Below are 26,965 nucleotides of genomic sequence, written 5' to 3'. Positions count from 1 at the left end.
CATGAAGACTTCCTTACGCCTTATATCCTGCATCCTTGTAATATTCCCTCTTCTAACTGGATGTTGGGATCGTCAGGAGCTTAACGAGCTTGGCATTATGCTTGGTCTTGGTATAGACAAGGATGGCGACAAAGTAAAGGTTAGTGCCCAAGTTGTTGTACCTAGCGAGATCTCCTCCAAATCCGGTGGCGGAAGAGGAACACCGGTCACTCAGTACCAGGCTACAGCAGCCTCCATATTAGAAGCCATTCAGAAGTTGACCGAAACAAGTCCACGTCGGATCTTCATGTCACATGTCCGCATACTTGTATTTGGAGAAGAATATGCGCGTGAAGAAGGAATATATGATGTTATGGAAGCACTCATGCGTGAGCCTACCGTTCGTCCTGATTATTACGTTATGGTGGCAAGGAAGACCCAAGCTTCCAACGTTCTCGATCTGCTTACACCCCTTGAGAACATTCCTGCCGAAAAGTTATTCAATTCGCTAGATGTCTCTTCCAAGATCTGGTCGCCTACAACTACAGTAACGGGAGACGAGCTAATGGATACGATGTTATCCCCAGGTATACAGCCAGTGATTACTGGAGTGCAGGTTATAGGAGATCATAGTAAAAGCGGGGAACAAAGCAATATCGAAAGTATTCTCGTGCCTGCACACCTCAATACAACAGGACTCGCCGTTTTCCATAAGGACAAGCTGGTCGGTTGGTTGACCGAAAATGAATCCAAAGGATTCAACTATGTCCGTGGCAATGTCAAAACGACCGTAGGTCATGTGGATTGTCCAAAGACGGAGGGCACAGTAACGATGAAGACACTCCGCACATCTACCGATCGCAAAGTAAAATTTGTGCACGGTGAACCTGTCATTAATCTTAAAGTTAAAAACGTCTCTTCCATTGGATCGGTGGAATGTAAATTCCAGATTGGCTCTATGACAGCCATCCATGAATTAGAGAAGCTGTCAGAGGAGCGACTCGTTGAGTTAATGAAGAATTCGGTCAATGCTGTGCGACGCAAATTCCATGTGGATATCTTCGGATTCGGACAAGATATATATCAGTCTAATCCTAAATACTTCAAAAAAGTAGAAAACAATTGGGATCAACATTTTGAAGATCTTGAAGTTAGATATGAAGCCAATTCACAAATCAGACGTGTGGGAACATTGGATGACTCATTCCAAAATGAGCTAAAGGAGTGACAATATCATATGGTGCTCTCAATTTTAGCGGTAGTGATTGGAATTATCATCGGCTGGATTGACCTACCTACACTCTTTAAGAGTAAGCAATGGAAAGAAACCGCAGTATATAGCGTTCTACTGCTAGCAGGTATCACATTCAGTGTCATTGCGGTCAATCTATGGGAATTTCCGAGTCCGCTAAAGCTCATCATTTGGATATACGAACCAATCAATCAGTTTTTGGCGCGGATGACCGGTACTTAGCAAGAAGGGGGTGGCGATATGCTTGAGCAAGGACGGCTTGGAACAAGGCAACTGGCTACGCTAACGATCATGATGGTCGTTGGTGACATGATGATGATCTATCCTTCCGTAATTACGTCCTATGCGAAGCAAGATGCTTGGATCTGTGCTCTAATCGGCATCCCGTTAGGAATGGGTCTCATGGCTATGTTCCTTAAATTGGGCAACGCCTATCCGGGTCAGAACCTTGTCTCCATCTCCAGATCTATACTCGGGTATTGGCCTGGAACATTGGTGACTCTCTTTTACTTGTATTTTTTCATAATCGGAGCTGCAACTCAGACCCGAGAGGTCGGGGACTTCATGACAACTCAAATATTCCAGTTCACTCCGATTCGTGTCGTTATAGTGCTATTTACCATTGCTATTGTGTGGGCTGTTCACCATGGTCTGGAATCAATTGGGCGATCCAGTGAGCTTCTATTACCCTTGCTTATTCTGTTCATTATTGTTCTTGTTGTCTGCCTATTACCTCAGATCGAAATAAGCAATCTGAAGCCGTACAGGGAGAATAGTAGCATGTCTATTGCTCAAGGCATCTTGGTTAGCGTCATCTATCCAATAGGCGAAGCTGTGCCTATTCTTATGCTTCTTCCTTATACAGCCAAGACCTCTCATCGAAACTTAGATATCCTTCTGGCTGCAGGCATCGGAAATCTCATTCTCTCATCGCTGGTCACGATCTCTATGCTTGTTCTGGGTGCTTTTCTCACACAGCATAATATCTATGCTTCTTTCATTTTGTCGCAAAAAATTAACATCGGTGACTTTTTCCAGCGTATTGAAGCCTTTATGGCTTCGGCTTGGTTAATCTCTACTTATTTTAAAGCATGTATCTATCTGTATGTCTTCGTGTTGGGAACGGCCGAACTGTTTAACATGAAACAGTATCGTCGACTTATCCTACCTACAGGCCTTCTGATCTTTGGACTTTCCAATGTGATTGCGCCTGGAATTACGTATATCATTATAACTGTCGTACCTTATTGGGTAGATTGGGATACTACGATAGGCATTATCCTTCCAGGATTACTTCTCATGATTCATTGGATTAAATCGCTTTCTCATCGAAAGAAATCATGAACAGTCAGCCAGAAAATCATGAGCGCTTAAAGGAGTCCGGGTATGAACAACGAAACGATTACACTTAAACAGTTCACAGCACTCACCTTCCTGGTCATCCTTGGCGACATGACCTTGATCTACCCTTCAATGGTTGCTGCCTCCGCTAAGCAGGATGCTTGGCTGGCTTCAATTGTAAGTCAACCATTAGGTCTACTAATTGTGTATGTAATCTATAAACTCCACCGCACTCACCCAGAGTTGAACTTTGTTCAGATCTGTATGAAAATCCTTGGCAAATGGATAGGAACTATTTTCACGATAGCCTATCTATTTTACTTTGCCATGATCGCCTTTACGTGTATAAGAGAAGTTGGAGATTTCTTAACTACGAAGGTATATATCGCAACTCCGATTCGAGCGATCATCATCCTGATGGTGGCAGCTCTAACCTGGGCTCTTCTCAAAGGAATTAGTACCATCGGAGCAACGAGTGAAATTCTGCTTCCTATTTTTGTATTGTTCATGCTTATTCTGCTCCTTGGTCTCTTGCCACAAGTCGAGTTATCTCGTCTCAAGCCCATACTTAACTCAAGTATGCTCGAATTCTGGAAGGGCGTTGCGATAGGTGCCTTCTCTCCTTTTGGGGATATACTTGCACTAATGATGGTTATTCCTTATGTCCGCACAAAGACCCATCTCAAGCGAGATTTGTTGTTGTCATCTCTGACAGCGGGTACCATGCTCACATTTCTCGTTTTGTTGTCGTTGGCAGTTACAGGGTCTTTTATCACCCAACATAATATCTATATCTCTTATTTCTTGTCCAAAAAAATAAACATCGGAGGTTCGTTTCTTCGGATTGAGGCAATGATGGCTTCCGCCTGGCTGATCTCTACCTATTTCAAAAGCCTCATGTACATGTATTCGTTTGTAGCAGGTGTTGCTCAATTGTTCCAACTTAAAACTCATAAAATGCTGATCCTACCGTCCTCCATGTTATTTTTCTCCATGGCCGTGCTGCTCGCCCCCAATGTGCTGTACTATTTGGTTATCACCGGCGATACTTGGCTTATGTGGGATATTACAACAGGATTTCTCATTCCATTACTGCTGCTGTTAGTTCACCGAATCCGAAACGGCAAGTCTAAGCAAAATTAAATTGGGTGCATAGTGGAAAGCCAGTCAACAAGCAAAGCAATCTGATAAGTAATGGAGCGACTATGGCCATCCCTCTTCTGGATGCTCTCTATATAGCTAAAAAGGCCATGTTTCAGGAATCGTTCATTCCCTAAACACAGCCTTTTTTTGTTTAATTTCACATTTTATCCTTACCCTATCTTAGCTCGATAACTCCCGAACAGCCTCAAGTGCAGCTTCGATATGTCCCTTCACTCGCACTTTCGACCAATCCTTCATGAGTTTTCCCTCTTCGTCAATCAAAAAGGTGGAGCGCACAATGCCCATATATTCCTTGCCATACATTTTCTTAAGCTGCCATACGCCATACTGCTCTGCTACTTGATGCTCCTCATCTGATAACAAGGTAAATGGCAGTCCATGCTTAGCAATGAATTTGTCGTGCTGCTTCATCGGATCTGTACTGATACCCAAAATGACCGTATTCAATCCTTGAAACTCTTCATGTCGATCCCGAAAATCACAGGCCTGCTGTGTGCAAGAAGAGGTCATATCTTTAGGGTAAAAATAAAGCACTACCCGCTGTCCACGATAATCGGACAACTTAACATTCTCTCCCGTACTGGACGGAAGTTCAAAATCAGGAGCCATCTGGCCTACGGTTAATGTCATCTCAAATCCTCCCTAATCTTCGCACTATATAAATTACGAACCTGCCCCGCGATACCGTTTCACGCCGTAATTCCATAGAAGTAAACCCACCGAGCCAAATACGAGTCCCATGACTGGTGTAAGCAGCGCCATACGATGCATCTCAGATCGTTCTAGGAAAAGCGCTGCTGGATAGATTCCCACAAAAGCAAATGGAATAATCCAAGTTAACAGTACCTGTATCGCACGATTGTAGATCGTCACTGGATAACGACCATACCCTTGAATGTTGTACATCAAAGGAAGGATGCCTGTCGGTGCGTCCGAATAAAACGAGAGCGAGGTCAGGATCGTATAAATACCCGTGTAGATCATGACTGAACTTAGTGCCAGAATGATCAGAGCCGGAATATGCCACCACTCCAGTACCAGTCCCATTTCTGCTCCGCTTATGCCCATGATAATCAAACCAATGAACGAACCAACCAGCGCCGGCGGATCGACATTCTCTAGCAAGATCTGGAACAGATTATGCGCAGGTCGAGTCAGTATGCGATCCATCTCTCCTTTGACGATATAGCGTTCACTGAACCCCCACAGATTAACGAAGCAGCTAAAGATACCGTACGGCACCATAAAGTATCCATAGACGAAGAGAACTTCACTCTCACTCCAGCCACCTAGATTATCCGTATGACGGAAAACAACAAAGATAAAGATCAGATTCGTTGCCTGAAACAACAGATCCGATATAATTTCAACCCAGAAGTCGGCACGATAGGTGAGCCTGGTTTTCATGTAATTTTTGAGATATTCTCCGATTAAACTTAAATAATACATTCCGTTAACCCCCTTGCACGAACAAACGCTTACGCGCTTGCCGCCAGATCAGCATCATCGGAATCAGCAGCAGAACAAACCACAGCACCTGAATACCGAGTACATTCCATATGCCTGTGCCTTCTACTCTTCCCGTAAATACAGAACCAGGCAGATACGTGATCGCTTGGAAAGGCAACAGCTTCATGATGGTTGACAACCAATCTGGATATAAGCTGATCGGAATAATTAAACCAGAGAACAGATCCACTACAACCCGTTTCATGCGCATCATACCTTCGTTATTTTCCACAAAGAATGCCGCAAGTCCCGTAATGACGTTAATCTGGGAATTAATCAAGAAACTGAAGAACAGCATCACTAGAAAACCAATCCACGCCGAAGGCGCAGTAGGCAGTTCCACCGGGAAGAGAAGAATGGCAATCAACATGCCTGGTATCATGAGCAGCAAGAAGCGGAATATACCTTCACCGAGTCCTTGCATCATTTTGACCATCACATAGTTAATCGGCCTGATGAATTGAATCGCTATGGAGCCATCCCGAATGTCGGCCGCAATCTCCCGATCCAGGTTGTTAAAATAAAATGCTCTCGCCATCCACGACACTGCAACATACGTCGTCATCTGAGCAGCCGTGAAGCCGCCAATTTCTCCGCTTCCTCCGTAAATTGCTTGCCAGGTAAAGTAATACACGCCGATATTCAGCGTATATATCAAAATGCCGGAGTAATAATTCACCCGGTATGCCAGCATCGTTAGAAAACGAATGCGCATGAAATCAATAAATGCACTGTTCATCTAAGATACACCCACCGCTTCGTTGTTTGCCGCTACAATCTCAGGGCGCTCGGCGGAACCGGATTGATAGATACTACGTACGATCTCGTCCGTATTAATCTCAACAATCTGAATATCGGTAATATCAGCCTGTCCAACAACCCTTCCCAGCACGTCTGATACATTAAGCTCCAATGGAATCCAGACCGATGCCGACAGCTCGTTCTCCACTGTCCAGCGTACAGGCATCGCGGCAGTCCATTCCTGCATTTGGCTCATCGTGTGTGCTGTGCCGAATTTGAAGCGAATCTCTCGCTCAGTTCCCCATTGGGATTTCAGATGATCCAAACCGCCGTCATAGATGATGTTTCCTGCATCCAGCATAATTACTCTTGAACAAAGCGCCTCAATATCCTGAAGATCGTGGGTGGTCAGCAAAATAGTTGTACCATGCTGCTTGTTCATGTCTTTCAAAAATTCCCGAATTTCGGACTTCACGACAATATCAAGTCCAATGGTCGGTTCGTCCAAAAATACAATGCCTGGATTATGTAGCAAGGCTGCTACTAGCTCACAGCGCATGCGCTGTCCAAGACTAAGCTTACGCACTGGACGGTTGAGCAGGTCTTGAAGCTGTAGACGCTCAACAAGCTCATCCAGTCGTTTACGGAAATCTACTTCACCTACGCGGTATACTTTGCGTAGCAAATGGAAGGATTCAATAACGCCAATATCCCACCAGAGCTGACTACGCTGACCAAATACAACGCCAATGTTCTGTACAAACTTCTCCCGTTCCAGATAAGGAACATATCCACCAACCGATATTTGGCCTGAAGTAGGCACTAAAATGCCGGTCAACATCTTAATTGTTGTTGATTTGCCGGCACCGTTCTCCCCGATATATCCACAAATTTCGCCTTGCGGAATTTGAAACGAAATGTCGTTTACAGCCAATACCTCCTGGTATTGACGCGCAAACAAATCCTGAAACGCGCCCTTGAGCCCTCCACGGCTCTTCTGAACGCTAAACGACTTGCGTAAATCTTTGACATCAATCGCCAGCATGATTATACCTCACTTGGATTTTGTTGAAATTGCTTGTAGCCCAAAAAGAAATTATAATGGTATCAGTCGAAATTCAGCAAGCTTTAAAATAGTGTGAGGAGCGTCCTCTCTCGCATCTGTGAAAGAGGTCGTGCTCGGAAAACCTCGGCTAGATGATCATCGGACTGATTTTTTAAATTCATTTTGAATACAAAGGAGAGCTAGCATGACCAGAAAGACGAAGAGAACCATATGGATCTCTCTTGCCGCCTTCGTATTGATTGTTGGTGGAGTCGCGGCATTTTATTTCGGTTCTATTCTCAATCAGTTGAATGGTTTGCAAAAGGAAGGCGACGAATCTCCGTTTGCCGGTATCGAAAATGTTGAAAAAGTGAACACACCTGACCCACCGAAGTGGGAAGGAACCGACACCGTAAATATTTTGGTTATGGGTGTCGATGCTCGTGGATTAGCCAAAGGCGAAGTTCCTCGTTCAGACAGCATGATGGTGGTATCACTTGATCCACTCACCAAAAAAATCAATCTGTTCTCCATTCTGCGAGACACTTATATGAATATAGACGGCTACGGTAAGGATCGGATTAATACCGCGATTACACATGGCCCTAACACAGCAATGAAAGCCGCAAGTGACTTACTTGGTATCCCTGTTCAGTATTATGTGTATACGGATTTCCAAGGATTCATTAAATTAGTGGATGCCGTTGGCGGTGTGGATTTTGATGTAGAGAAGGACATGCACTATACAAGTAAAGCTGACAATAACGAATACGACATTGATCTTAAAAAAGGCTATCAGCATTTAGATGGAAATACCGCTCTGATGTATGTACGCTTCCGTCATGATGCCATGTCAGACTTCGCTCGCTCAGAGCGTCAACGCGAGTTCCTCAAGGCGGTTGCAGCGAAGATGCAGTCGACAACAACCATCGCAAAGCTGCCTTCCATTCTGGAAGAGGTTAGCCCTTATGTAGATACGAACCTCACCCTTTCCGATATGTGGAAGCTGGGTGGACTCGGATATCAGAGTAGCATGAACGGCAGTGAACAGATTCCACCAATGACCATGCTCAAGGAAGAGCGCACAGCCGGTGGAGCACAAGTGTTAACTGTTACGAATGAAGAGAAGCTCAGACAGCACATTCAGGATATCATTCATCCGCCTGCTGAGCCTGAAGACAGCAGCACGGTAACGGAAGATAAAACGGCTAGTGGTGACGAACCCAAATCCTCCGAACAACCAGCACAGTAACAACTTCGAAGTAGAAACACACAGAGGGCAGCTATCACGCTGCCCTCTCGCTGTGTTGTTTTATGAATAGATATCATGCAAACCATATTGAAAGGAAGTTATCCCATGAACTCATTCCCATCTCGTTCACGTTCCGAAGTTTTATATGAAGAAGCACTCCAACATATCGTTGGTGGCGTTAATAGCCCCTCTCGTTCGTTCAAAGCCGTTGGCGGCGGTGCACCCGTATTCATGAAAAAGGCACAAGGTGCTCATTTCTGGGATGTTGATGACAACAAATATATTGATTACCTCGCAGCTTACGGCCCTATTATTACAGGACATGCCCATCCCCATATTACAGAGGCGATTACGAAGGCAGTTGCGAATGGCATCCTGTACGGCACACCAACAGAGCTTGAGATTCATCTCGCCAAAATGTTAAAAGAAGCGATTCCTTCCATGGATAAAGTTCGTTTCGTCAACTCAGGTACCGAAGCTGTCATGACAACGATCCGTGTAGCACGTGCATATACCAAGCGCAATAAAATTGTAAAATTCGCTGGCTGTTATCACGGGCACTCCGATCTCGTATTGGTAGCAGCTGGCTCTGGCCCATCCACGCTTGGTATTCCAGATAGCGCAGGTATTCCAACGAGTATCGCCCATGAGGTTATTACCGTTCCTTTTAATGATCTGGATGCTCTCAAAGACGCTCTGGAGCGTTGGGGTGACGACGTTGCCGCGGTAATGGTTGAACCCATCGTAGGTAACTTCGGTATGGTCATGCCAGAACCTGGCTTCCTAGAAGGGCTCTGCGCGATGACACGAGACAATGGTTCGCTCGTCATCTATGACGAGGTTATTACCGCATTCCGTTTCCACTATGGTTCTACTCAGACATATGCTGGTCTGGAAAATCACGCTGAGATTGAACCAGATCTGACCGCATTAGGTAAAATTATTGGTGGCGGTCTCCCGATTGGTGCTTATGGCGGACGTAAACATGTCATGGAACAAGTTGCTCCGCTCGGCCCTGCTTATCAAGCTGGCACAATGGCGGGTAACCCGGCTTCGATCTCTGCTGGTATTGCCTGCCTTGAAGTGTTACAAGGTGAAGGTGTGTACGAAGAAATGGAACGTCTGGCAATTGATCTGACCACAGGACTGAAGGCCTCAGCTGATCGCCATGGCATCGATGTAACAATCAACCGAATCCGCGGCGCCTTCTCCACCCATTTCTGTAATCACCCGATCACGAACTATGATCAGGCACAGGATACAGATGGAGAACAGTTCGCCTCCTTCTTCCGGCATATGTTGAACCGTGGCATTAACTTAGCTCCATCCAAGTATGAAGCGTGGTTCCTGACTACTGCACATACCGATGAGGATGTACAAGCAACATTAGAAGCAGCCGAAGCTTCCTTCAAAGCGATGGCTCAGGAGTAATATAAGACGCTAAGTCGTGTCTGAAAACTCGGTGAAGTGCATCCTTCGTAATTCTCAGACACGCCTTAGAGGCGTCGATAAACGGTGATGGTGACCGTTTACGACGCCTCTTTTTTATGCGTTTCTTCCTGATCCATTTTAATACTGTACAACATGTAACTTCGTAATCTGCTCTGCAATAATCTGCATTCCTTCTGCAATTCGCTGTTTCGGCACATTCGAAATGTTCAATCGCAGCATTTTATCCCCATGCAACCCCTCCGGGTAATACCGCTCCGTAGTCCCTGCCATAACTCCATGCTGCTCCAAACGCGCCAACAATGCCTTAAGAGGAATGTTCGATGGGAGTGGTAACACCGTATGTTCTCCTCCTGTACGCGGCGCTTCCTTGAAAGGTGTAAATTCAGGATAGGCGTCTAGCTGTTCATGAACCTTAAGCATGCGCGCGGCATAACGGCTACGAATCACTTTGCCATGATGGGCAAACATGCCACTACTGATATAGACCTCTAGCGCAGCCTGAGACAGTACGGAGGTGTCAATATCGAGCATCTTTTTGTACATATTGAAGGCAGTGGTAAGTTTCGGAGGCAGGATCGCTATACCTATACGCAGGCCGGGGAACAGGATTTTGGAATAACTCTTCAGATAAATGACTCGCCCCTCTGTATCATAGGAAAATAAAGGATCTTGCTTCGAATTATCCTCCAGATCCGCCAAATAATCGTCCTCAACGATGTAAACATCGTACCTCATGGCTAGCCGAATTAAATGCTTCTTCTCTGATGTTGTCAGTGACGTTCCGAGCGGATTATGAAAGCGTGGCATTACATAAAAAAATTTGATATCTCCCTCACGAAATTGGCGTTCTAATTCATCCCAGTCTAGTCCATTCAGCGAACGCTTAACCCCCACAATCGGCACGTTTAATCCACTTAATAGTGATGGCATATTGTGATATGTCGGTAATTCAAGCAGCACCCGTTGCTTCCCGTTTGGAAAGGGCATTAGCGCGAGCACTGCAAGCGCCTGCTGTACACCAGATGTAATAAAGAACTGATCTATACGAGCAAAAACCTGATAATCAGCAAACTGTCTCTGCACCAGCTGGATGAGCGAAGGCAGACCTCTTTCCGTTCCATATAGAAATAGATCAGCCTGTTTCTTCTCCATCGCTTGATCCACACAATGGCGAAAATCTGAGTACGGGAATACGCGTGGATCAGGTGCAGCTGAAGCAAAATCCAGGGGCTCATTCCATTCAGCCTCATCTACATCTGTTCCATTCTGTACAGCATAATAGCCGGACTGAGGAATCGCATACACCAGATGTCGTTCCTCCAGCCATTCATACGCCCTAATCACGGTGCTGATGCTACATTGATGCTGTTCGGCTAAGGCACGAACTGCCGGAAGCCTGATCCCCTTGTCCAACCATTGCCGAGTGTCCTGCTCACGAGCTTGCTCCTGAATCCAACGTTGTATGGACTCTGCGATCACTTCATATTTCTTCTTCATTCCACGTTCGCACCTCCACAATTGTACCGGTACAGTCTGTATTTATGTTTATTGTAACACGTTATTCTCGGCAGTATATTGATAGGGTCAACATGATCTTATGAACTAAGCGGAGGAATCGACATGAAGCAATCCCCTACTCGTACTCAAGGTTTGGCCTATATGGCAGCCGTTGTCTATGCGGCTATTATTGGCTTATCCTTTCTATTTGCCAAAATGACAGTCAATATTGCCCACCCGATTGATGTGTTAGCACACCGATTCGCGTTGTCCCTGTTAGTAGTCAGTATACCTGTTGTTTTTGGATGGATTCGGATTAAGCTCACGTGGCAAGATCTATTACGGATTATCCCACTTGGGCTTCTATCCCCGGTATTATTCTTCGCATTTCAGACATTCGGGCTAGTCTCATCGAATTCATCAGAAGCTGGTATTATCCAGGCAATGGCTCCTGTATTCACGCTCATTCTAGCTTCGGTCTTTCTGAAGGAAAGAACAACAACGATGCAAAAGCTATTTCTGATGTTGTCAGTGGCCGGTGTGATCTACATCTTCTTGATGAAAGGCACTGCGATGTCGCTCGGCAATTTTAAGGGCATTGCCTTACTTCTGCTCTCTACCATTTGCTTTGCAGGTTATGGTGTTCTTGCACGACCCTTGACGCAAAAATATAAACCGATGGAATTGACGTGGGTGACCTTGATGGTTGGAGCCATTGTCTTCAACGTCACATCTGTCATTCGCCATACTTCAGTCGGGACATTATCGGATTATATCAAACCACTTGGGGATGCTTCTTATCTGGGCTCGATCGCCTATCTGGCTATATTATCAACAATGTTCTCTACCCTGCTTGCCAGTTACGCCTTGACCCATTTGGAGGCTTCGCAGATGAGCGTATTTAGCAATCTGTCCACGTTAATTTCAATTGCAGGCGGGGCTTGGATTCTACATGAACCGGTTAGTGGCTATCATTTTATCGGAGCATTGCTCATTATTGCGGGTGTTCTCGGCACCAACATGAGTGGTAGAAAGCGTAGTCTAGAAGCTAAACCTAGAGCCTGAGTTAGCATTAATTCATTGTAGGATTAAGCAAATACATCGACCTATGTAACCCACACCTGTATGAAGCACAGGATTCAAGTAAACACTGCTGAGATAATCTTATAAGTGCGTGTTCAAAAAGGACGGTTTTCAGTACCAAGAAGATGGGATGAAACTAGAAACTTTTTGAACAGCCTCTATTAGGAAAGAGGTTCTCTCAGCATGAAATCAACCCAGCCTTCATTCTTACAAGCATTAATGCTTATGATGTTAACGGTGGGACTTGTCAGTCACGTATTGATCATCCCGGCTCTTCTCACGGCTGCCAAACGAGATGCGTGGATATCCGTTCTGCTGTCTGCAGGTCCCTTCCTCTTATTCACCCTCATGCTTGCCTACGTCTCCCGGCATCTTAAGCATCAAACCTTCAATAACTGGTTGTCGAATCATCTCGGTAAACCGATTGGTCTGCTGTTTCGTATAGGGAACAGCCTCTTCTTCCTGTCCTTGATCTATTTCACTTTGCACGATACGACCACTTGGACCAAAACGAACTATCTGCAGGATACTCCGGTAATCGCGACGACCATAGCCTTGATGGCTGTCTGTGGCTACACTGCCTATAAAGGCATACGTACACTGGCGTTCACAGCTGGATTGCTGCTTCCACTCGTTGTCCTGCTTGGCTTCTATGTAGCTATCGTTAACATGCAGTACAAGGACTACAGCCGCTTACTGCCTGTACTTGAGCATGGATGGTCGCCTGTCATGAATGGCACAGTATACTGCCTGGCTGGCATGTTTGAGTTGTTGTTTATCTGGTATATTCAGCCTCATCTGCGTTCTCGCATTCGACTGTGGCAATATCTATTACTGGCCTGCATCATCGTAGGACTAACACTTGGCCCACTGATCGGAGCCATTGTGGAATTCGACCCATATGAGGCAGCCAAAATGCGTTATCCCGCTTTTGAGGAGTGGCGCATTGCTTCCTTGGGCAAATATATTGCCCAAACAGATTTCTTTTCGATCTACCAGTGGCTCGCAGGCTCTTTTACACGGATATCCCTTGGTATGTATATTGTGGTGGAGATATGGAATATTAAAAACGCCTATACAAGAAAAGCTGCCTTTAGCGCGCTCACTGTCGTTTTTATTATGACGATGTTACATCCATTGGATGATATCACGTTCGAATTTTTGCTCGTACATGTTATTTTCCCAGTTAACGTGCTGTATCTGAGCAGCCTTGCTGTAGTCGCCACTTTCACTGCGTGGTTCAGTTCGCGCGCTCAGAGGAGGAAACAACATGGAACACACACTGATTAACTCCCAGTCCCCAGATTCCCTTCATGCTTCGTTACAGCAGTTGTTTAAGTCCTGTGCAGACGTTGTTGTTCAAGCCTACCCTTCTAAGCAGCCCGCTGGATTATCTGTCATTTTGGTATATTGTGAGGGCTTAACAGATACCAAACAGATTAATCAATATATTGCTCCTCGACTAGAAAAGGCTGAATTAGATGCAAGCTTGTCATTACCTTCACAGCTTGGGCTCTCCATGAGCTCCATTCAGGATATACAGGATGTGCCTAACATTAATCGTCTCGTATTTAGCGGACAACTTGTCCTATTCTTCGGGCAAGGGCATCCGGCCTATAGCATGGATATCGCCTCTATTCCGGGTCGTACACCCGAGGAATCCGCCATTGAGACATCAGTCAAGGGACCCCGCGATGGGTTTACCGAAGAGCTTAGCACCAACATTGCCCTGATTCGAAAACGTCTAAAAAGTGACTCCATGTGTTACGAAAAATTCGTCAAAGGTAACCGGACACAAACCTCCATGGGACTGTTGTATATAGGCGATATTATTAACCCGGATATTCTAAGTGAAGCCCGCAACAATCTCAATCAGATTGAACTCGATGGCGTTCTCGGAACCTCACTTGTCGAAAGGGCTGTTATGGGCGGAATCAAAAGCATTTTTCCTTTAACAGATAGTACTGAACGTCCTGATTATGTTGTTGATTCCATACTTAACGGTCGCTTTGCTGTTCTCATCGAAGGTTCTCCAGTAGCAACAATTGCACCTACTACCTTATTCAATCAACTGAAGTCACCCGAAGACGAGAGTACCCCGTTCTTTATCGTAACCTTTGAGCGGATTCTTCGTATTGCGGGGTTATTAATCGCCTGCTTTTTTCCTGCCTTTTATATCGGACTTACAAGCTTCAATCTGGAACAGATTCCACTACCTCTTCTCGCGACTATTGCGGGTACCCGAATGGGGTTACCTATGCCGGTTACACTCGAAGCTTTCTTAATGATCTTTATGTTTGAATTATTTAATGAAGCTGGACGTAGACTTCCCAGAGCACTGGGACAGACGGTTAGTGTCGTCGGCGGACTCATTATCGGAGATGCAGCCATTCGAGCGGGAATTACCTCCCCCACCATCATTGTGACTGTGGCAATCTCTGTTATTTCTAGCTACATCCTTGTGAATTCCGTGCTAGGGGGAGCCACTTCACAGATCCGAATTTCCATGCTGGTTCTCTCTTCTGTGCTCGGGCTATATGGGTTCATGATTGGTTTCTTCGCCATAATCGTACACTTGGTGTCACTAGAATGTTACGGCGTATCATACCTGTCTCCTGTATCTCCTTATATTCCTGGTGACTTTACTCAATCTGTATCGATGCTGCCTACACTGAAACGCAAACAACGCCCTAAGGCTCTGCATACTCAAGATTCCACCCGAAAGAAGGGGAAATCATGAAGTACACTGTGCGGTTCATGACATGCCTTACCCGAAAAACAGGGCTCTGGCTGATTGCCATTATTATGGCTATTCCTCTATCTGGATGCTGGGATTCGAAGGAAGTCCAGAGCATCAATTTCATCACTGCGCTGGGTATTGATTATGTTAAGGATCACTATGTCGCCTATGCGCAACTCATTGATTTTTCGAGTATTGCGAAGCAAGATGGACCTACCTCACGTGAGGGAAGCCAAGTCTGGATCGGTCAAGGTGAAGGAGCAACACTGAATATGGCTGTCAACGATCTGTACCGCAGTTCTCAACAGCAGACGTTGTGGACCCATGTGAAGGCCATCGTCTTAACTCAAAATGCGCTAAACGGGCATCTAGAGGATATCTTTGATACACTTATGCATTCCGGGCAACTTCGTTATACGCCTTGGATTTACGCTACGACGGACGATATGAAGGATCTGCTCTCTTCATCCGCTCTGCTGAACCAATCTGAACAGACGATCGAGTTATTCGAGCCGGTTAAGTTATATAAACAATATTCAGCGTTTGAGCCTATTCGAATGCATCAGCTTCTAGATGGATTCCGAGAACCCGCGTCTACCGTTCTGGTTCCCTCTGTTACGAATACCAATCACACATGGACAAACCAGGATCGGAAGCCACCGCTCGTGCAAATGAATGGATTTTACGTTATCACAGGTGGTCAGAATCAAGGAAAAGTCGACGCAGATCATGCGGCAGGAGCAAGGTATGTTAACTACAACAAAGTCTATCAGTATCCTCTGTACGTCTATTCTGACAAGCAAAAAACACCCAGTCTATCCCTCATGCTCCGTGATCCACGAACCGTGATACGAGCGAATAAGAATGGAACCGGGGTTCAGTTTGATCTGAAGACCATCGTTAAAGGCACGATCATTGAAGACCATAGCACCCATCAATCCAAACGCATGCTGGAACAAGAAGCTGCGCAGCAAATTCAGAACGAAATACGACATACCTTTCAACATACACAGGCGATGAAAATAGATACCTATGGCCTGGTCGAGTACCTATACCGACATGACCATCCCTTGTGGGCTACACACGCCAACAAACGAGCTGATCCTCTCGCCCATTTCAAGCTGGGTCAGGTGGACGTCCGTGTCGACATTATGAATGCAAGCACCTATAAATATAATGCTTCAAAATAAAAGACGATCCATATCCCCTACAGTAAGCAGAGGGTAGATGCATCGTCTTTTGGTGCGCTAAAGTGTGCTATCCTTTTGATGTTCTAACATTGTTGGTGTTCCACCATTACTCATCTAAGCTATCGGAAAAGCGACTACACTCATCAATGCTAATTCAGGCTGCGTTGTATCCAAACGACTGTACTGCACTATGATCGCTACATTGCTGGACACTGTTATAGCGTAAGGCACTCCGAGTGGAATCGACTCACCATTTGCTTGTAAGGAAGCTGTTCGGATGTGTTTGGTTCTCCGCCCAGGTACCGTTGCCGCGATCTGCTCCAATGGATCCCGATCCTCGAAAAAAATGGTGATCTCAAGTTCAGCATCTTCTGTGCCTGTATTCAGTACACAGATGCTCTCATGGCTCTCCAATGTACCGCTACTATCTGGAGGAATGTATCCGTCGGGGATCACCCAATATGTATGGCCTTTTGCTCCCCCAGCGCTGTTTCCTTTATTATCGCTCGTAACATTTGTCTGATTCGTTCCCACTATGCCAACCTCCTCGTCTTAACTGAGTGCTTCCGATTGACCCTTGCTTCATTGTTAGAACTCTTGTTAGAACTCTTCCCTAACGCAAGAACATCTGTAATGGCTGTAATCTTAACTCACGGATGGCTTCTGCCACTTGCTGAGCTAGACGATGAGCGCCGCGTTCTTGAAAATGCGTGTTATCTTCCACGCCAGCAGGGAAGTTCATAAATTCACCAGGTAGTACCCACATAAAATCCTCTTTGGTGCCCTCGATGCCTGTCTGCTCGAATAAAAGACGGCTTCGCTCAGCAAGATCAATCAGCGGCACTTCCTCCTCTTGCGCTAATTCACGTACGGCTACGATATAATCGCCATGCGTATCTGTCAGCGTACCGTCGTCTGCGAAATAGCGACGATGAACAGGAGTAACCAGCACTGGACGGGCTCCTGCCTCACGGGCGACATCAATATATTTTTTCAAATGCTCTTTATATGTTGTGAAAGGCTTCGTTCCCCGGCTAGGATCTGGCTTCTCATCGTTATGTCCGAATTGAATAAAGAGAAAATCCTCTGCCTTGATCTTCTTCTGAATGGCACCTAAGCGCCCTTCATTAATGAAACTGCGAGAACTGCGCCCTGACTGCGCATGATTATCTACAGCAACATCGTGTTTGAATTGAGCCGGTAACAACTGCCCCCAACCACAGTAGGGGTAGCCACTCTCCGGTTGATCCGTAACCGTGGAATCCCCTGCAAGAAACACCGTCATGGTCTGATTCGCAAGCGTTACTTCCAATGCATTAATTCGTGGTGCTGGGCCAGAGAAGGATAAGCGAAGCTTGCCCCCTCGAACAACGACGGAGAATCGAACCTCTGCACATTGTCCTGGCAACGTATGGATGGTCGGCAACATAAGCCTACCTTCTCCAGCTTTGACACGAGTACGTGTCTCAGCCAGCTCATCTCCTGCAATCATCATTACTTGATACGTACCATCAGGCACATCCATGACAAAAGCGGCTTTCGTTGGAATACAGAAGCTTGAACGTAATTGGAAGGCCAGGTTAACCGTCTCCCCATTACCTTGAGTGCGATTAGCTCCTCGTGATGACTCATTGTCATAAATCCGTTGTTTCTCATACACGATGGAGCCTCGTTCAAATCCGAATCCCTGTTGTTCCTCATAGATTGTACTCGAAGATACCGCCTTGTATCCTTCTATTTCCTCTCCAGGGCCAAACTTAAACTTCCATGCTGTAACTGTACTCTCGTTGTTCTCTACCGTTGCCTCCGAGGCAACGGCATGACGATCCTGAGCATTATTCAATGGAAATAGCCTCCTTGTTCAGCGTTCTGTTCCAACGCGTGCAATTAGCCTTTCAAACCGCTAGTGCTCATCCCTTGTACAATTTGTTTCTGGAAGATGAAGAACACAGCTACAACAGGTACGAGACTGACGATGGACATCGCGAACATCGCTCCCCAGTTGGAGGCAGATTCGCTATCCAGGAACATTTTCAGAGCCATCGAAACGGTGTATTTATCCGGTGAATTCAGGTACAATACTGGACCCAGCAAGTCCTCCCATCTCCAATAGAAGGAGAAGATTGCGGCAGTAGCCAATGATGATTTGATGAGTGGCATAATAATCTGAATGTACAACCTAAATTTGTTACATCCATCAATCGTAGCTGCCTCATCCAATTCCTTAGGAATCGTTCGAATGAACTGTACCATCAGGAAGATGAAGAACGGCATCCCGAAGAATGTAGGAACAACGATCGGCAGTATCGTATTCAACCAACCAAGCTTTGTGAAAATGATATATTGAGGAACGAGTACAACGTCATGTGGCAGCATAAGAGTCAACATCATAATGGAGAACCAGAAGGCACGTCCTTTGAAGTTGAGTCTGGCAAAACCGAAAGCAATCAATGATGACGATATCACTGCACCAATAGTTGAGATGATAACAATGACTAGCGAGTTCGTAATGTAATCCATGAACGGTCTGCCGCCAGCACCTTTCCAGCCATCAACATAGTTGCTCCATATCCATTCTGCTGGGAAGAGAGTGTCTGCCGTAACGAAGATGGTACGGCTCTCCTTGAAGGAACTGAACAGCATCCAGAGCACTGGATAGAGCATCAGGAGGGCTAGTGCTGCAACGAACAGGTGATAAATGGGCCATTTAACATTTCTCCAAACCATCGTTACTTCCCTCCTTCGGATTCATAGAACACCCAGAATTTAGATGTCAGGAACACCGCTACAGTAAGCAAACCAATCATCAGCAACATGATCCAGGCCATTGCCGAAGCGTAACCCATGTTGTTAAACATAAACGCCTGACGGAACAGGTACAGGGAGTAGAGCATCGTACCGTCCATTGGGCCGCCTTCTCCTTTGGAGATGATGTAGGCAGGTACAAACGTCATGAATGCACCAATGGTTTGCATGATCAGGTTGAACAGAACAATTGGACTGAGGAGTGGCAAGGTAATGCTGAAAAATTTACGAATCGGATTTGCTCCATCCACGCCCGCTGCCTCATACATCTCAGGAGAGATATTTTTGAGACCCGCTAGGAAGATCAACATGGAGGAACCAAACTGCCACACGGACAGCGAGATTAGCATAACGAGGGATGCATTAGGATCACCGAACCAGCTTATTGGTCCTACTCCGATTGCTACGAGTGCACTGTTAACGACACCTTCGTTACTAAAGAGGTTACGCCACATAATGGATACAGCGACACTACCACCAATGATAGATGGTAAGTAGTACAAGGTACGGTACGTTCCAACCATGCGAGAGCCAGTATTCAGGATCATCGCTACGAAGAGGGCGAAGATCAACCTTAACGGTACCCCAATGAATACATACAGGAATGTTACCTTAACCGAGTTCCAGTATTTCGGGTCTTCAAAAAACATTTTGTAGTAGTTGTCGAGCCCGATCCAGCGCGGAGAAGTGAACAAGTTATAACTTGTGAATGACATATATAGAGAAACAAACATGGGGATCAGCGTAAAACCCAGAAAGCCAATAATGAACGGGCTGATGAACGCATATCCGGTCAGGTTTCTACGTAACGACGAATACTGCCTCAATGGAACGAACCTCCTTTATAGATCTGCTTGCGCTATGACTGGGGCGGCAAAGCCTCTGCGGCCGCCGGGTTTCCAAATGATTGGACGGGGAAAGGCCCTCGCAGAAGCGAGTAGCCCTATTCCCGTCCATCCCAGTCTCGGGATGAGCAAGCAATCATTCAACTGTTATTTATTGTTGGCTAGAACAGATTCAGCATTTTTGCGGAATGTCTCTGCCGCTTGCTCTGGTGTGATTTTGCCAAAGTTCAATTCTTCAACAACATCAGCTAAAGATGAGATCACTTCAGGTGAACCTACTGGTGGTGGTGGGCTCATAGGTGAAGCATTAGGCTCCATCGATGCTACGAATTCAAATACCTGTTTCGTTGCGTCACTCAGTTCAGGTGCAATCGCTTCTTTGATTGCTCCAGAGATTGGCACACCGCGCTCACCTTTGATCAATTTGTTAGCTTCTACATCGTTCACCCAGAAATCAATGAATTTAGCTGCTTCTTCTTTTACTTTCGAGTTGGACGTTACACCCCAATACATACTTGGCTGCATGTAAAGTCCTTTTTCCATATCAGGACCTGGCATTGGTGCGAATGCAAGTGGACGGTTAGCTACTTGTTGCAATGCTACGAACTGATTCGACCATTGCCATACACCGATTCCTTTTTCTTTAACAAGATCGGATTCTTCAATAATGCCTTTGGTTTGGTTAGCGATATCTGGAGTAGGTGCTGCACCTTGCTCAATCATGCGACGCATAAGTCCGAAGAACTCAACGAATAATTTATCGTCGTCATAGCCAAGCCCCGTTCCTTCCGCATTGTACAGTGACAGTCCTTTTGTACGCAGGAAGTAGTGGAAGAAGATATCCGGCGCTACTCCACCATCCAAATACAGACCTTTATCCGCGGCTTGTTTACCCAGCTCTTCGTAGGTTTCCCAAGTCATATTGTCCGGAATGGCATCCACACCTGCTTTTTGAAGCAATGCTGGATCGTATTGGAAACCCAGAACGTTAACACCAGCAGGCACACCATATTGTTTGCCGTTAATTACGCCAGTGCTGATAACATTCTCAGAGACATCATCTACTTTGATCTGGTTGCCCAGATATGGAGCCAGATCCTCTAGCTGACCATTCTGTGCATATTGACTGATATAGGAGATATCCATCTGCACAATATCAGGCAACTGACTTGCCGCTGCTTGTGGAGCGAGCTTTTTCCAGTAGTCATCAAATGAAGCATATTCCACGTCGATTTTGACATTCGGGTTTTTCTCTTTGTACAGGTCGATGACCTTCTGTGTGTATTCATGCCGTGCGTCTGAACCCCACCAAGCGATTCGTAGGTTAACTGATCCATCCGAGGACGAGCCTTCTGATCCTCCACCTGAACTACATGCTGCTGTAAAAACCAGCAACGCAGCCATCATCAGGAATATTGCCTTTTTCACCATGCCAATCTCCCCTTTTATGTTGATATGGTTGTGTGAACGGGTTACCTTTTCTTTGCTGATAACGCTTTCACAAACTTGATAATGTCATTTTCGCAAATGTACGCGCATAGTTGAATACACAAAACCGTCTTGTTGGTTTAAAAAACAGAGGAGGACGACATTGCCCCTCATGGCACTGTTCGTCCTCCCCATATATTCACTACAGGATCGATGTCCAATTGTTACGTGCCGGATCTACGGAATTCAGTAGGTGTCATTCCCGTCCACTTTTTGAACACCTGACTGAAATATTGTGAGTTGCCTCCGAAGCCGAATAATTCGGCAAGCTCAAATACTTTTACATCCCCGCCTCTGCGAATATGATCACACGCCCGTTCGATCCGAAGTCGATTCACATAGTTTGAGAAATTCTCACCAGTCACCTTTTTGAAAATTTTCCCTAAGTAATCCGGATTCATATATAACATCTGATGTGCAACGCCGTTTAGCGAGAGATCCGCTTCACCGTAGTAACGATCTACGATATCCATCATTTTCTCCACCGCCGAAGACTGGCGACTAATATGGTTCTTGTAGTAACCCGAGGTCAACCGAGCTGCACTGCTGGATACAAAGGATTTCAGACCAGATAACGTATCGATGTGAGATAGCTCTGCCATCCGCTGTGTGAATTCCGTGGCCTCTTCGGGTGGACAGACTTGAATCATTGCCGAATACAATTGCACCACATAGGAACGAGTAACCTCAATCTCCAGCTGATGCTCTGATAACAGATCAAACAGACGATCCACTTCAGAGGCCGCTTCTTCGGCATTTCCCGACTTGATTAATTGACACAACTGATCGGCATCCTGTTCCACATATATACCTTCGCGTTCGCCCGCTAGTACAAGGTCGTTCTTCGTAATTAGCTTCCCTTCTCCGATGAAAAAGCGATGATTCAGACATTGCAGTGCTTCACGGAACAGACGCCGAGCCTGGATCATTCGATCTGCTTCGCTTAGTGCGGCAGTCACCTGTAATTTATACAAGCGAGTAAATGTAGCCCGAACTTCTTCGATACTTTCCTGTAATGTAACTGCATCAGCGGAATCTTTCAGCAAAATCAACAGCTTTCCTTCAATCGTTGTACTTAACATGACATGTAGGAGAAGATCATTCGCGATATTCTTGATCGCAAATAAATGACTGTAATCATGCTCATCTGCAATTCGGAACAGCAATAGGCGAACTTCAGTATCCTCAAGCTCCAGATCGAACAGCTCTTGATAATATTCCAAGTCACCTGGTCCGTAGGTTCGATTCGTCATGAATTCCAGCAGAAACTGTTCTTTCACATGTGGAAGAACCCGTTGCAGTCTCTGCTTCATCTCTCCGGCTACATGCTCCTTCACCTGGGCATCCTGCTGTTCCTGTAACAGCTCGGATAAGGCATCATGGATCTGATTCTCATTACAAGGTTTCAGCAGATAATGCTTCACCCCATATTGCATGGCTCTACGGGCATACTCGAACTCCTTATAACCAGACAACATAATAAACCGTAGATCAGGATAGGCCTCGGACGCCTTCTCAATAAGTCCAAGACCATCTAGACCAGGCATGGAAATATCCGTAATGATAATGTCAGGCCGGGATTGCCCGATTTTGTCCAATGCTTCAATTCCATTCCTTGCCGTATCCACCAGCTCTGTGCCTGCTGCGGCCCAATCGACCACCTGGGAAATTCCCTCTAGAATGACACGCTCATCATCTACGAGCATCACTTTGTACATCGTCATCGTCCTCTCTAATCCAAGGTATGCTGATCGATACTACAGTTCCTGATCCAGGGCTGCTGCTCATGACCATTGTGCCTTCATCACCGAAGGTCAGTCTGATCCGTTCTTGAATGTTCGATAACCCAATGCCCTGCCCTCTTGTCTGAATCTGTCCCTCCTGCAATTGTTGTAGAAATTCCGCTGTCATTCCCGGGCCATCATCCTCCACTTCAATAATCACCTTATCCCCGTCTGCCCTCGCTCGGATGCGAATTCGGCAAGGATCTATGCTTGGCTCCAGTGCATAATGAATGGCGTTCTCCACCAAAGGCTGTAATGTCAGTTTAGGAATCCGTGCTGTTCCCACTTCAGGAGCAATCTCCATGTCAAAATCAAGTCTTTCCTCAAAGCGTGTACGCTGAATCGTCACATAGCTGCGCACGATATCCAATTCCCTTTCGAGCGTAATCCACTTTTCAGACATATTCACCGAGCTCCGTAACAAAAACCCAAGTGCCTCCACCATTTCAGAGATTTGACGTTGTTTCTGAACTTTGGCGAGCCAATTGATCGATTCCAGTGTGTTATATAAGAAGTGAGGGTTGATCTGCGCCTGAAGCGCTTTCAACTCTGTCTCACGAATGACCAGCTGCTTGGCATAATTCTCATCAATCAATTCACGGATGCGTTGTAGCATCATTTTGAAGGTTCGATGTAATAGCCCGACCTCATTTTGCGGGGAAGATGGAATGTCACCGAGTGCAGCTTCCTCCAGCTTGTCGAGATCACCCTTTTCAATATTACGCATTTTCTTGATCAAATGGGCAATAGGCTGAGTGATGCTACGCGAGAATCGGAATCCGAATATAAGTGCCGCTAGAAATATGACAATGAAAATGACCGTTACCAGCTGTTTGACAAACTGAACCTGCTTAAACATCTGATCAAAGGGAGTCATATACAGGTACACCCAATCTGTGTAGGAGGAATGAGCTCGGGCGACAAAATTCCTTCCTTGTTCAAACATAGCAATGCCATACGGCTGAATTCGCTTCAATTCTGACTCAATTTCAGATTCACTGACTGAGGGTTCAGTTGGATAGATGACTTCTCTACCATCCGTAATGAGTAGCTGAGAATCCTCTGCCGGATGCTGCATCTGATCTTGGACAATGCGATCCAATCGAACACGAATTACTAACGTCCCCAGCTTATCCAGTGTAAACGCACCACCAATGAAGGATTTCACCTGTCTTACCGATAGCAATCTCGCTTGACGATCCCCGCCGGTATACCATGCATTTGCACCGGAATGCTGCTCACCGAGCGCAACCAGCTCATTTTGCATTGCTTCGGATACACCCTCTCGGTTTCCCGCAGCCATAATATTTTTATCATTATCAATAAATATCATGGAGTACACGTACTTCTCCGAGCCTGCATAAGCGACAAGTCGATTAGTGATCTTCTTGCGTACACTGTTCTTTTCGTATCCCGTCTCTGCCTTCTCCAACTGCAGCAGATATTGCTGTAGCGGTTCGTCCGACATGACTTTGAAGGATAGATTCGTGATCTCCCGAAGCTGATTCTCGATGCCTACAGAGGACATATTAAGAACCTGTGATGATTTCTCGTAAATCTGACGGTCATAGATGCTGAAGACATATCGCAGGACGGAGACATAAAAGGTGAAGCTGACCAACATCAAAAGCCCGATGAGAAGGATGGTTTTGTGATGTATTGGCAACGTCATGAAAGCGTTCTTAATTTTCCTCATCCAAAGCGCTCCTTTGACTGGAGAAGGGTACGATGCTTCTTATGGCGTGTAGAACGACTGTAAGTTATTTTCATATTTACACATCCATGGTCAGATGACAAGTCATATTTATTCAACTTTTGGAGTCATGAAACAATCTATTCACGATGTCCGCGGATAAAAAGACAAATAGACAGTGAATTCCCTCTGAAATGAAGGAACCCATCTGTCTATTCGGGTACGAAGTAAAGGTTACGGATTCACGAATACCGTTTTCAACTTCGCCACATATTGCACGTCAAATCCCAGACCTTCTGCTACCATAGCAAGCGGTACGTATGTTTTGGACTCTTTGCCTACCTTGTTCAGGAAGGCAGGTGTGTCTACCTTAACCGATGCTCCGTTAACTAGAACCGCATTCGCACCGATCTTCACAGCAACCTTACGATCACCATAAGTAATTGTAGCTGTAGATGTTTTGTTATCCCAAACCGTTGTTGCACCAACCGCGTTCACGATATCCTGAATGGCTACAAAGTTCTTGCCGCTACGGTTGATCGGTTTGTACGGTGTATCCAGCGTTTTGCCGCTGACGATAATGTTCATTGGCTCGCCTGCTGCTGGAGCTGTCAGTTTCGTATAGTTGCCCCAGATGGTTGTGGCAAACACTTCAGCAATCGATGCATATCCCAATTGATTCGGATGGAAATCACGATCTCTGATCATATGTGTCATCGTACCTTCGCCGCCAATAAACTCTTTCGCTACGTGAGCTACTTGTACCTTGATCCCTTGGGAAGTGAATTGAGCAGCAATTCCATCAATCGTTGTTGTGAAGCCTTTGGATGCCTCCATAAGTTTAGCATAAAGCTCCTTGCCCGCTACCTCTGGCATCGGTTGATATTGATCAGCAATCACAATTCGAGCGGTTGGATTAATCTCATGAATGTCAGTAATCGTTGCACTAATATTCGCTGTATATGTTGTAAGTAATTCTTTTACCTTCTCTTGCAGCTCCTGATCACTCAGCTTGTTGGCTGTACCGAGCAATTCCGATACGTCATTTCCGCCAATTGTAATGGCTACTAGATTCGCTTGAGCAATACTCTCCCGAATGGCAGCGGTATTCGCTCCGATCTGTCCAGCTCTTGGGTCTGGCAGACTTGGTTGAATCGCTTCAGACGTGAGCGTTTTTCCTTCTTTAATTGCCGTCGTGAACGTCTTCAGACCACTGCTCTTCAAGCCAGCAATGCCGAAGTTATCCACTTGCGTACGACCATGAAGCAAGCCTTGCTCCTGCAAACGTTCTACATAGCCATATGGTAGCTCTTGCTCTTTCAAATTAGGCTCGTATCCCACAGTGATAGAATCTCCCAGGGTTACGATACGAAACTCCTTCGTTACCGCTACTGCATCTTTCTTCGCTGGCAACGATGCTTCGGTTGTGCTCGCTGGCAATGTGCTCGTACCTGCCTCTGCCGCATGTGCAGGCAGTGCAGATGATGCTAAGAGCAACATTCCGGCTAACATACTCGCTGTTAATCCTGCTGCTGTATTTCCCCATGTAACTTTACGCTTCATTCTCGTTAACACTCCTTTTCGCGAATCTATCATTTTACACGATTATATAGTACATCCGTCATTCTAATGACATAAGTGCGTGTCATTCTATTCTATCATTTTGAAGTAGAGGTTGTCCCCACCACAGGTGGAGCACATGAAATAACAGGTTTCCCGGACGGGATAACCTGTTATTTCGTTCATTCTTATTCGTTGGCTATGTCTAATTACAGTCATACATTGGCCATTGGTTAAGTTTGCGACGGATCTGCATCTTTAGAATGATTGGGATCCACTGTGTCAGTATCCGGTTTGTTACCAACAGCTCGCTCCAGATAACGATCATAACGATCGTCTACTTCACGTGCTAATTGCCGGAATTTCAACGTTTCTTCGACAATGGGATCGCGCTCCGTCTGGATCCGCACTTCATATTTGGGAAGAATCATTTGGCGTTCACGCTGTTCGGCGTCGCCGGAGTCCTCCATGTCCCCTTCCATCAGCATATCTCTGAGCCGTTGTTCCAGTTCTTTGGATTCATCCATTGGTATTCGCTCCTTTGA

The 26,965-nt window shown here is 45.8% G+C and carries 24 protein-coding genes; 10 read left to right on the top strand and 14 right to left on the bottom strand.

Annotated features, from left to right (window positions below):
* Position 1 precedes the first annotated feature (1 nt).
* Genes ASD24_RS20670 through ASD24_RS20655 form a run of 4 tightly spaced genes read left to right on the top strand, consistent with a single transcriptional unit; the run spans position 2 to position 3,715 of the window.
* Positions 2 to 1,207 (top strand): Ger(x)C family spore germination protein, encoded by a 1,206-nt coding sequence (locus ASD24_RS20670; protein ID WP_056699822.1) that lies wholly within the window; start codon positions 2 to 4, stop codon positions 1,205 to 1,207.
* A gap of 9 nt (positions 1,208 to 1,216) precedes the next feature.
* On the top strand, positions 1,217 to 1,453 hold the full coding sequence (locus tag ASD24_RS20665) for a hypothetical protein (RefSeq protein WP_056699819.1): 237 nt from the start codon (positions 1,217 to 1,219) through the stop codon (positions 1,451 to 1,453).
* An 18-nt stretch (positions 1,454 to 1,471) separates the two neighbouring features.
* The gene (locus tag ASD24_RS20660; protein WP_056699816.1) at positions 1,472 to 2,575 is read left to right on the top strand and encodes a GerAB/ArcD/ProY family transporter; all 1,104 of its coding nucleotides are present in this window, start codon (positions 1,472 to 1,474) and stop codon (positions 2,573 to 2,575) included.
* Positions 2,576 to 2,617: 42 nt separating this feature from the next.
* Positions 2,618 to 3,715, top strand: a complete 1,098-nt coding sequence (locus tag ASD24_RS20655) for a GerAB/ArcD/ProY family transporter (RefSeq protein WP_056699813.1) — start codon at positions 2,618 to 2,620, stop codon at positions 3,713 to 3,715.
* Between the two features lie 180 nt (positions 3,716 to 3,895).
* On the opposite strand, the gene bcp is transcribed toward ASD24_RS20655, so the two are convergent.
* The 4 genes from bcp to ASD24_RS20635 are packed head-to-tail and all read right to left on the bottom strand — an operon-like array spanning position 3,896 to position 7,031.
* The gene (gene bcp, locus ASD24_RS20650; protein WP_056699810.1) at positions 3,896 to 4,366 is read right to left on the bottom strand and encodes a thioredoxin-dependent thiol peroxidase; all 471 of its coding nucleotides are present in this window, start codon (positions 4,364 to 4,366) and stop codon (positions 3,896 to 3,898) included.
* Between the two features lie 33 nt (positions 4,367 to 4,399).
* A complete protein-coding gene (locus tag ASD24_RS20645) occupies positions 4,400 to 5,185 on the bottom strand; it encodes an ABC transporter permease (RefSeq protein ID WP_056699807.1) in 786 nt (261 codons plus the stop codon).
* Between the two features lie 4 nt (positions 5,186 to 5,189).
* Positions 5,190 to 5,984 carry an ABC transporter permease gene (locus ASD24_RS20640; RefSeq protein ID WP_056699805.1) on the bottom strand — a complete coding sequence of 265 codons (795 nt, stop codon included), beginning with the start codon at positions 5,982 to 5,984 and terminating at the stop codon, positions 5,190 to 5,192.
* Positions 5,985 to 7,031 carry an ABC transporter ATP-binding protein gene (locus ASD24_RS20635; protein ID WP_056699803.1) on the bottom strand — a complete coding sequence of 349 codons (1,047 nt, stop codon included), beginning with the start codon at positions 7,029 to 7,031 and terminating at the stop codon, positions 5,985 to 5,987.
* 205 nt (positions 7,032 to 7,236) lie between these two features.
* On the opposite strand from ASD24_RS20635, the gene ASD24_RS20630 reads away from it, so the two are divergent.
* The gene (locus ASD24_RS20630) at positions 7,237 to 8,283 is read left to right on the top strand and encodes an LCP family protein (protein ID WP_056699801.1); all 1,047 of its coding nucleotides are present in this window, start codon (positions 7,237 to 7,239) and stop codon (positions 8,281 to 8,283) included.
* A gap of 105 nt (positions 8,284 to 8,388) precedes the next feature.
* Positions 8,389 to 9,714 carry a glutamate-1-semialdehyde 2,1-aminomutase gene (locus ASD24_RS20625; RefSeq protein ID WP_056699799.1) on the top strand — a complete coding sequence of 442 codons (1,326 nt, stop codon included), beginning with the start codon at positions 8,389 to 8,391 and terminating at the stop codon, positions 9,712 to 9,714.
* Between the two features lie 138 nt (positions 9,715 to 9,852).
* Here ASD24_RS20625 and ASD24_RS20620 read toward each other — a convergent pair whose 3' ends face one another.
* Positions 9,853 to 11,232: an aminotransferase-like domain-containing protein gene (locus tag ASD24_RS20620; protein ID WP_056699798.1), complete on the bottom strand. Its 1,380-nt coding sequence runs from the start codon at positions 11,230 to 11,232 to the stop codon at positions 9,853 to 9,855.
* A gap of 123 nt (positions 11,233 to 11,355) precedes the next feature.
* On the opposite strand from ASD24_RS20620, the gene ASD24_RS20615 reads away from it, so the two are divergent.
* From ASD24_RS20615 to ASD24_RS20600, 4 genes are all read left to right on the top strand, one after another.
* On the top strand, positions 11,356 to 12,297 hold the full coding sequence (locus ASD24_RS20615) for a DMT family transporter (RefSeq protein WP_056699795.1): 942 nt from the start codon (positions 11,356 to 11,358) through the stop codon (positions 12,295 to 12,297).
* Between the two features lie 201 nt (positions 12,298 to 12,498).
* The gene (locus ASD24_RS20610) at positions 12,499 to 13,605 is read left to right on the top strand and encodes a GerAB/ArcD/ProY family transporter (RefSeq protein ID WP_056699792.1); all 1,107 of its coding nucleotides are present in this window, start codon (positions 12,499 to 12,501) and stop codon (positions 13,603 to 13,605) included.
* A complete protein-coding gene (locus tag ASD24_RS20605; RefSeq protein ID WP_056699788.1) occupies positions 13,586 to 15,055 on the top strand; it encodes a spore germination protein in 1,470 nt (489 codons plus the stop codon). The genes ASD24_RS20610 and ASD24_RS20605 overlap by 20 nt, the downstream gene beginning before the upstream one ends.
* Positions 15,052 to 16,245 carry a Ger(x)C family spore germination protein gene (locus ASD24_RS20600; RefSeq protein WP_056699781.1) on the top strand — a complete coding sequence of 398 codons (1,194 nt, stop codon included), beginning with the start codon at positions 15,052 to 15,054 and terminating at the stop codon, positions 16,243 to 16,245. Before ASD24_RS20605 ends, ASD24_RS20600 begins: the two co-directional genes overlap by 4 nt.
* A 114-nt stretch (positions 16,246 to 16,359) precedes the next feature.
* Here the strand turns inward: ASD24_RS20600 and ASD24_RS20595 are convergent, their stop codons facing one another.
* The 9 genes from ASD24_RS20595 to ASD24_RS20555 form a co-directional block, all read right to left on the bottom strand.
* On the bottom strand, positions 16,360 to 16,782 hold the full coding sequence (locus tag ASD24_RS20595; protein WP_397339626.1) for a sensory rhodopsin transducer: 423 nt from the start codon (positions 16,780 to 16,782) through the stop codon (positions 16,360 to 16,362).
* A gap of 76 nt (positions 16,783 to 16,858) precedes the next feature.
* Entirely contained in the window at positions 16,859 to 18,088 is a 1,230-nt protein-coding gene (locus ASD24_RS20590; RefSeq protein WP_082560482.1) for a rhamnogalacturonan acetylesterase, read from the bottom strand.
* Positions 18,089 to 18,132: 44 nt separating this feature from the next.
* A complete protein-coding gene (locus ASD24_RS20585) occupies positions 18,133 to 18,972 on the bottom strand; it encodes a carbohydrate ABC transporter permease (RefSeq protein WP_056699773.1) in 840 nt (279 codons plus the stop codon).
* A 2-nt stretch (positions 18,973 to 18,974) separates the two neighbouring features.
* Positions 18,975 to 19,877, bottom strand: coding sequence for a carbohydrate ABC transporter permease (locus tag ASD24_RS20580; protein ID WP_056699769.1), 903 nt, complete (start codon positions 19,875 to 19,877; stop codon positions 18,975 to 18,977).
* A 165-nt stretch (positions 19,878 to 20,042) separates the two neighbouring features.
* Positions 20,043 to 21,326, bottom strand: coding sequence for an ABC transporter substrate-binding protein (locus tag ASD24_RS20575; protein WP_056699767.1), 1,284 nt, complete (start codon positions 21,324 to 21,326; stop codon positions 20,043 to 20,045).
* Between the two features lie 221 nt (positions 21,327 to 21,547).
* Positions 21,548 to 23,101 (bottom strand): response regulator transcription factor, encoded by a 1,554-nt coding sequence (locus ASD24_RS20570; RefSeq protein ID WP_056699763.1) that lies wholly within the window; start codon positions 23,099 to 23,101, stop codon positions 21,548 to 21,550.
* Positions 23,076 to 24,863: a sensor histidine kinase gene (locus ASD24_RS20565; protein ID WP_056699760.1), complete on the bottom strand. Its 1,788-nt coding sequence runs from the start codon at positions 24,861 to 24,863 to the stop codon at positions 23,076 to 23,078. The genes ASD24_RS20570 and ASD24_RS20565 overlap by 26 nt, the downstream gene beginning before the upstream one ends.
* Positions 24,864 to 25,094: 231 nt before the next feature.
* Complete coding sequence (locus ASD24_RS20560) at positions 25,095 to 26,423, bottom strand: stalk domain-containing protein (RefSeq protein ID WP_056699757.1); 1,329 nt, start codon at positions 26,421 to 26,423, stop codon at positions 25,095 to 25,097.
* A gap of 230 nt (positions 26,424 to 26,653) precedes the next feature.
* Entirely contained in the window at positions 26,654 to 26,947 is a 294-nt protein-coding gene (locus ASD24_RS20555) for a hypothetical protein (RefSeq protein ID WP_056699752.1), read from the bottom strand.
* Positions 26,948 to 26,965 lie beyond the last annotated feature (18 nt).

This window comes from Paenibacillus sp. Root52 (assembly GCF_001426865.1).
In the GTDB taxonomy this organism is placed as follows: Bacteria; Bacillota; Bacilli; order Paenibacillales; family Paenibacillaceae; genus Paenibacillus.
This window is presented reverse-complemented; position numbering and strand designations above follow the sequence as displayed.

Bases quoted from the DNA above. Each gene is read 5' to 3' on its own strand.
- ASD24_RS20670 (WP_056699822.1), top strand. From the start codon at position 2: ATGAAGACTTCCTTACGCCTTATATCCTGCATCCTTGTAATATTCCCT.
- ASD24_RS20665 (WP_056699819.1), top strand. From the start codon at position 1,217: ATGGTGCTCTCAATTTTAGCGGTAGTGATTGGAATTATCATCGGCTGG.
- ASD24_RS20660 (WP_056699816.1), top strand. From the start codon at position 1,472: ATGCTTGAGCAAGGACGGCTTGGAACAAGGCAACTGGCTACGCTAACG.
- ASD24_RS20655 (WP_056699813.1), top strand. From the start codon at position 2,618: ATGAACAACGAAACGATTACACTTAAACAGTTCACAGCACTCACCTTC.
- bcp (WP_056699810.1), bottom strand. From the start codon at position 4,366: ATGACATTAACCGTAGGCCAGATGGCTCCTGATTTTGAACTTCCGTCC.
- ASD24_RS20645 (WP_056699807.1), bottom strand. From the start codon at position 5,185: ATGTATTATTTAAGTTTAATCGGAGAATATCTCAAAAATTACATGAAA.
- ASD24_RS20640 (WP_056699805.1), bottom strand. From the start codon at position 5,984: ATGAACAGTGCATTTATTGATTTCATGCGCATTCGTTTTCTAACGATG.
- ASD24_RS20635 (WP_056699803.1), bottom strand. From the start codon at position 7,031: ATGCTGGCGATTGATGTCAAAGATTTACGCAAGTCGTTTAGCGTTCAG.
- ASD24_RS20630 (WP_056699801.1), top strand. From the start codon at position 7,237: ATGACCAGAAAGACGAAGAGAACCATATGGATCTCTCTTGCCGCCTTC.
- ASD24_RS20625 (WP_056699799.1), top strand. From the start codon at position 8,389: ATGAACTCATTCCCATCTCGTTCACGTTCCGAAGTTTTATATGAAGAA.
- ASD24_RS20620 (WP_056699798.1), bottom strand. From the start codon at position 11,232: ATGAAGAAGAAATATGAAGTGATCGCAGAGTCCATACAACGTTGGATT.
- ASD24_RS20615 (WP_056699795.1), top strand. From the start codon at position 11,356: ATGAAGCAATCCCCTACTCGTACTCAAGGTTTGGCCTATATGGCAGCC.
- ASD24_RS20610 (WP_056699792.1), top strand. From the start codon at position 12,499: ATGAAATCAACCCAGCCTTCATTCTTACAAGCATTAATGCTTATGATG.
- ASD24_RS20605 (WP_056699788.1), top strand. From the start codon at position 13,586: ATGGAACACACACTGATTAACTCCCAGTCCCCAGATTCCCTTCATGCT.
- ASD24_RS20600 (WP_056699781.1), top strand. From the start codon at position 15,052: ATGAAGTACACTGTGCGGTTCATGACATGCCTTACCCGAAAAACAGGG.
- ASD24_RS20585 (WP_056699773.1), bottom strand. From the start codon at position 18,972: ATGGTTTGGAGAAATGTTAAATGGCCCATTTATCACCTGTTCGTTGCA.
- ASD24_RS20575 (WP_056699767.1), bottom strand. From the start codon at position 21,326: ATGGTGAAAAAGGCAATATTCCTGATGATGGCTGCGTTGCTGGTTTTT.
- ASD24_RS20570 (WP_056699763.1), bottom strand. From the start codon at position 23,101: ATGTACAAAGTGATGCTCGTAGATGATGAGCGTGTCATTCTAGAGGGA.
- ASD24_RS20565 (WP_056699760.1), bottom strand. From the start codon at position 24,863: ATGAGGAAAATTAAGAACGCTTTCATGACGTTGCCAATACATCACAAA.
- ASD24_RS20560 (WP_056699757.1), bottom strand. From the start codon at position 26,423: ATGAAGCGTAAAGTTACATGGGGAAATACAGCAGCAGGATTAACAGCG.
- ASD24_RS20555 (WP_056699752.1), bottom strand. From the start codon at position 26,947: ATGGATGAATCCAAAGAACTGGAACAACGGCTCAGAGATATGCTGATG.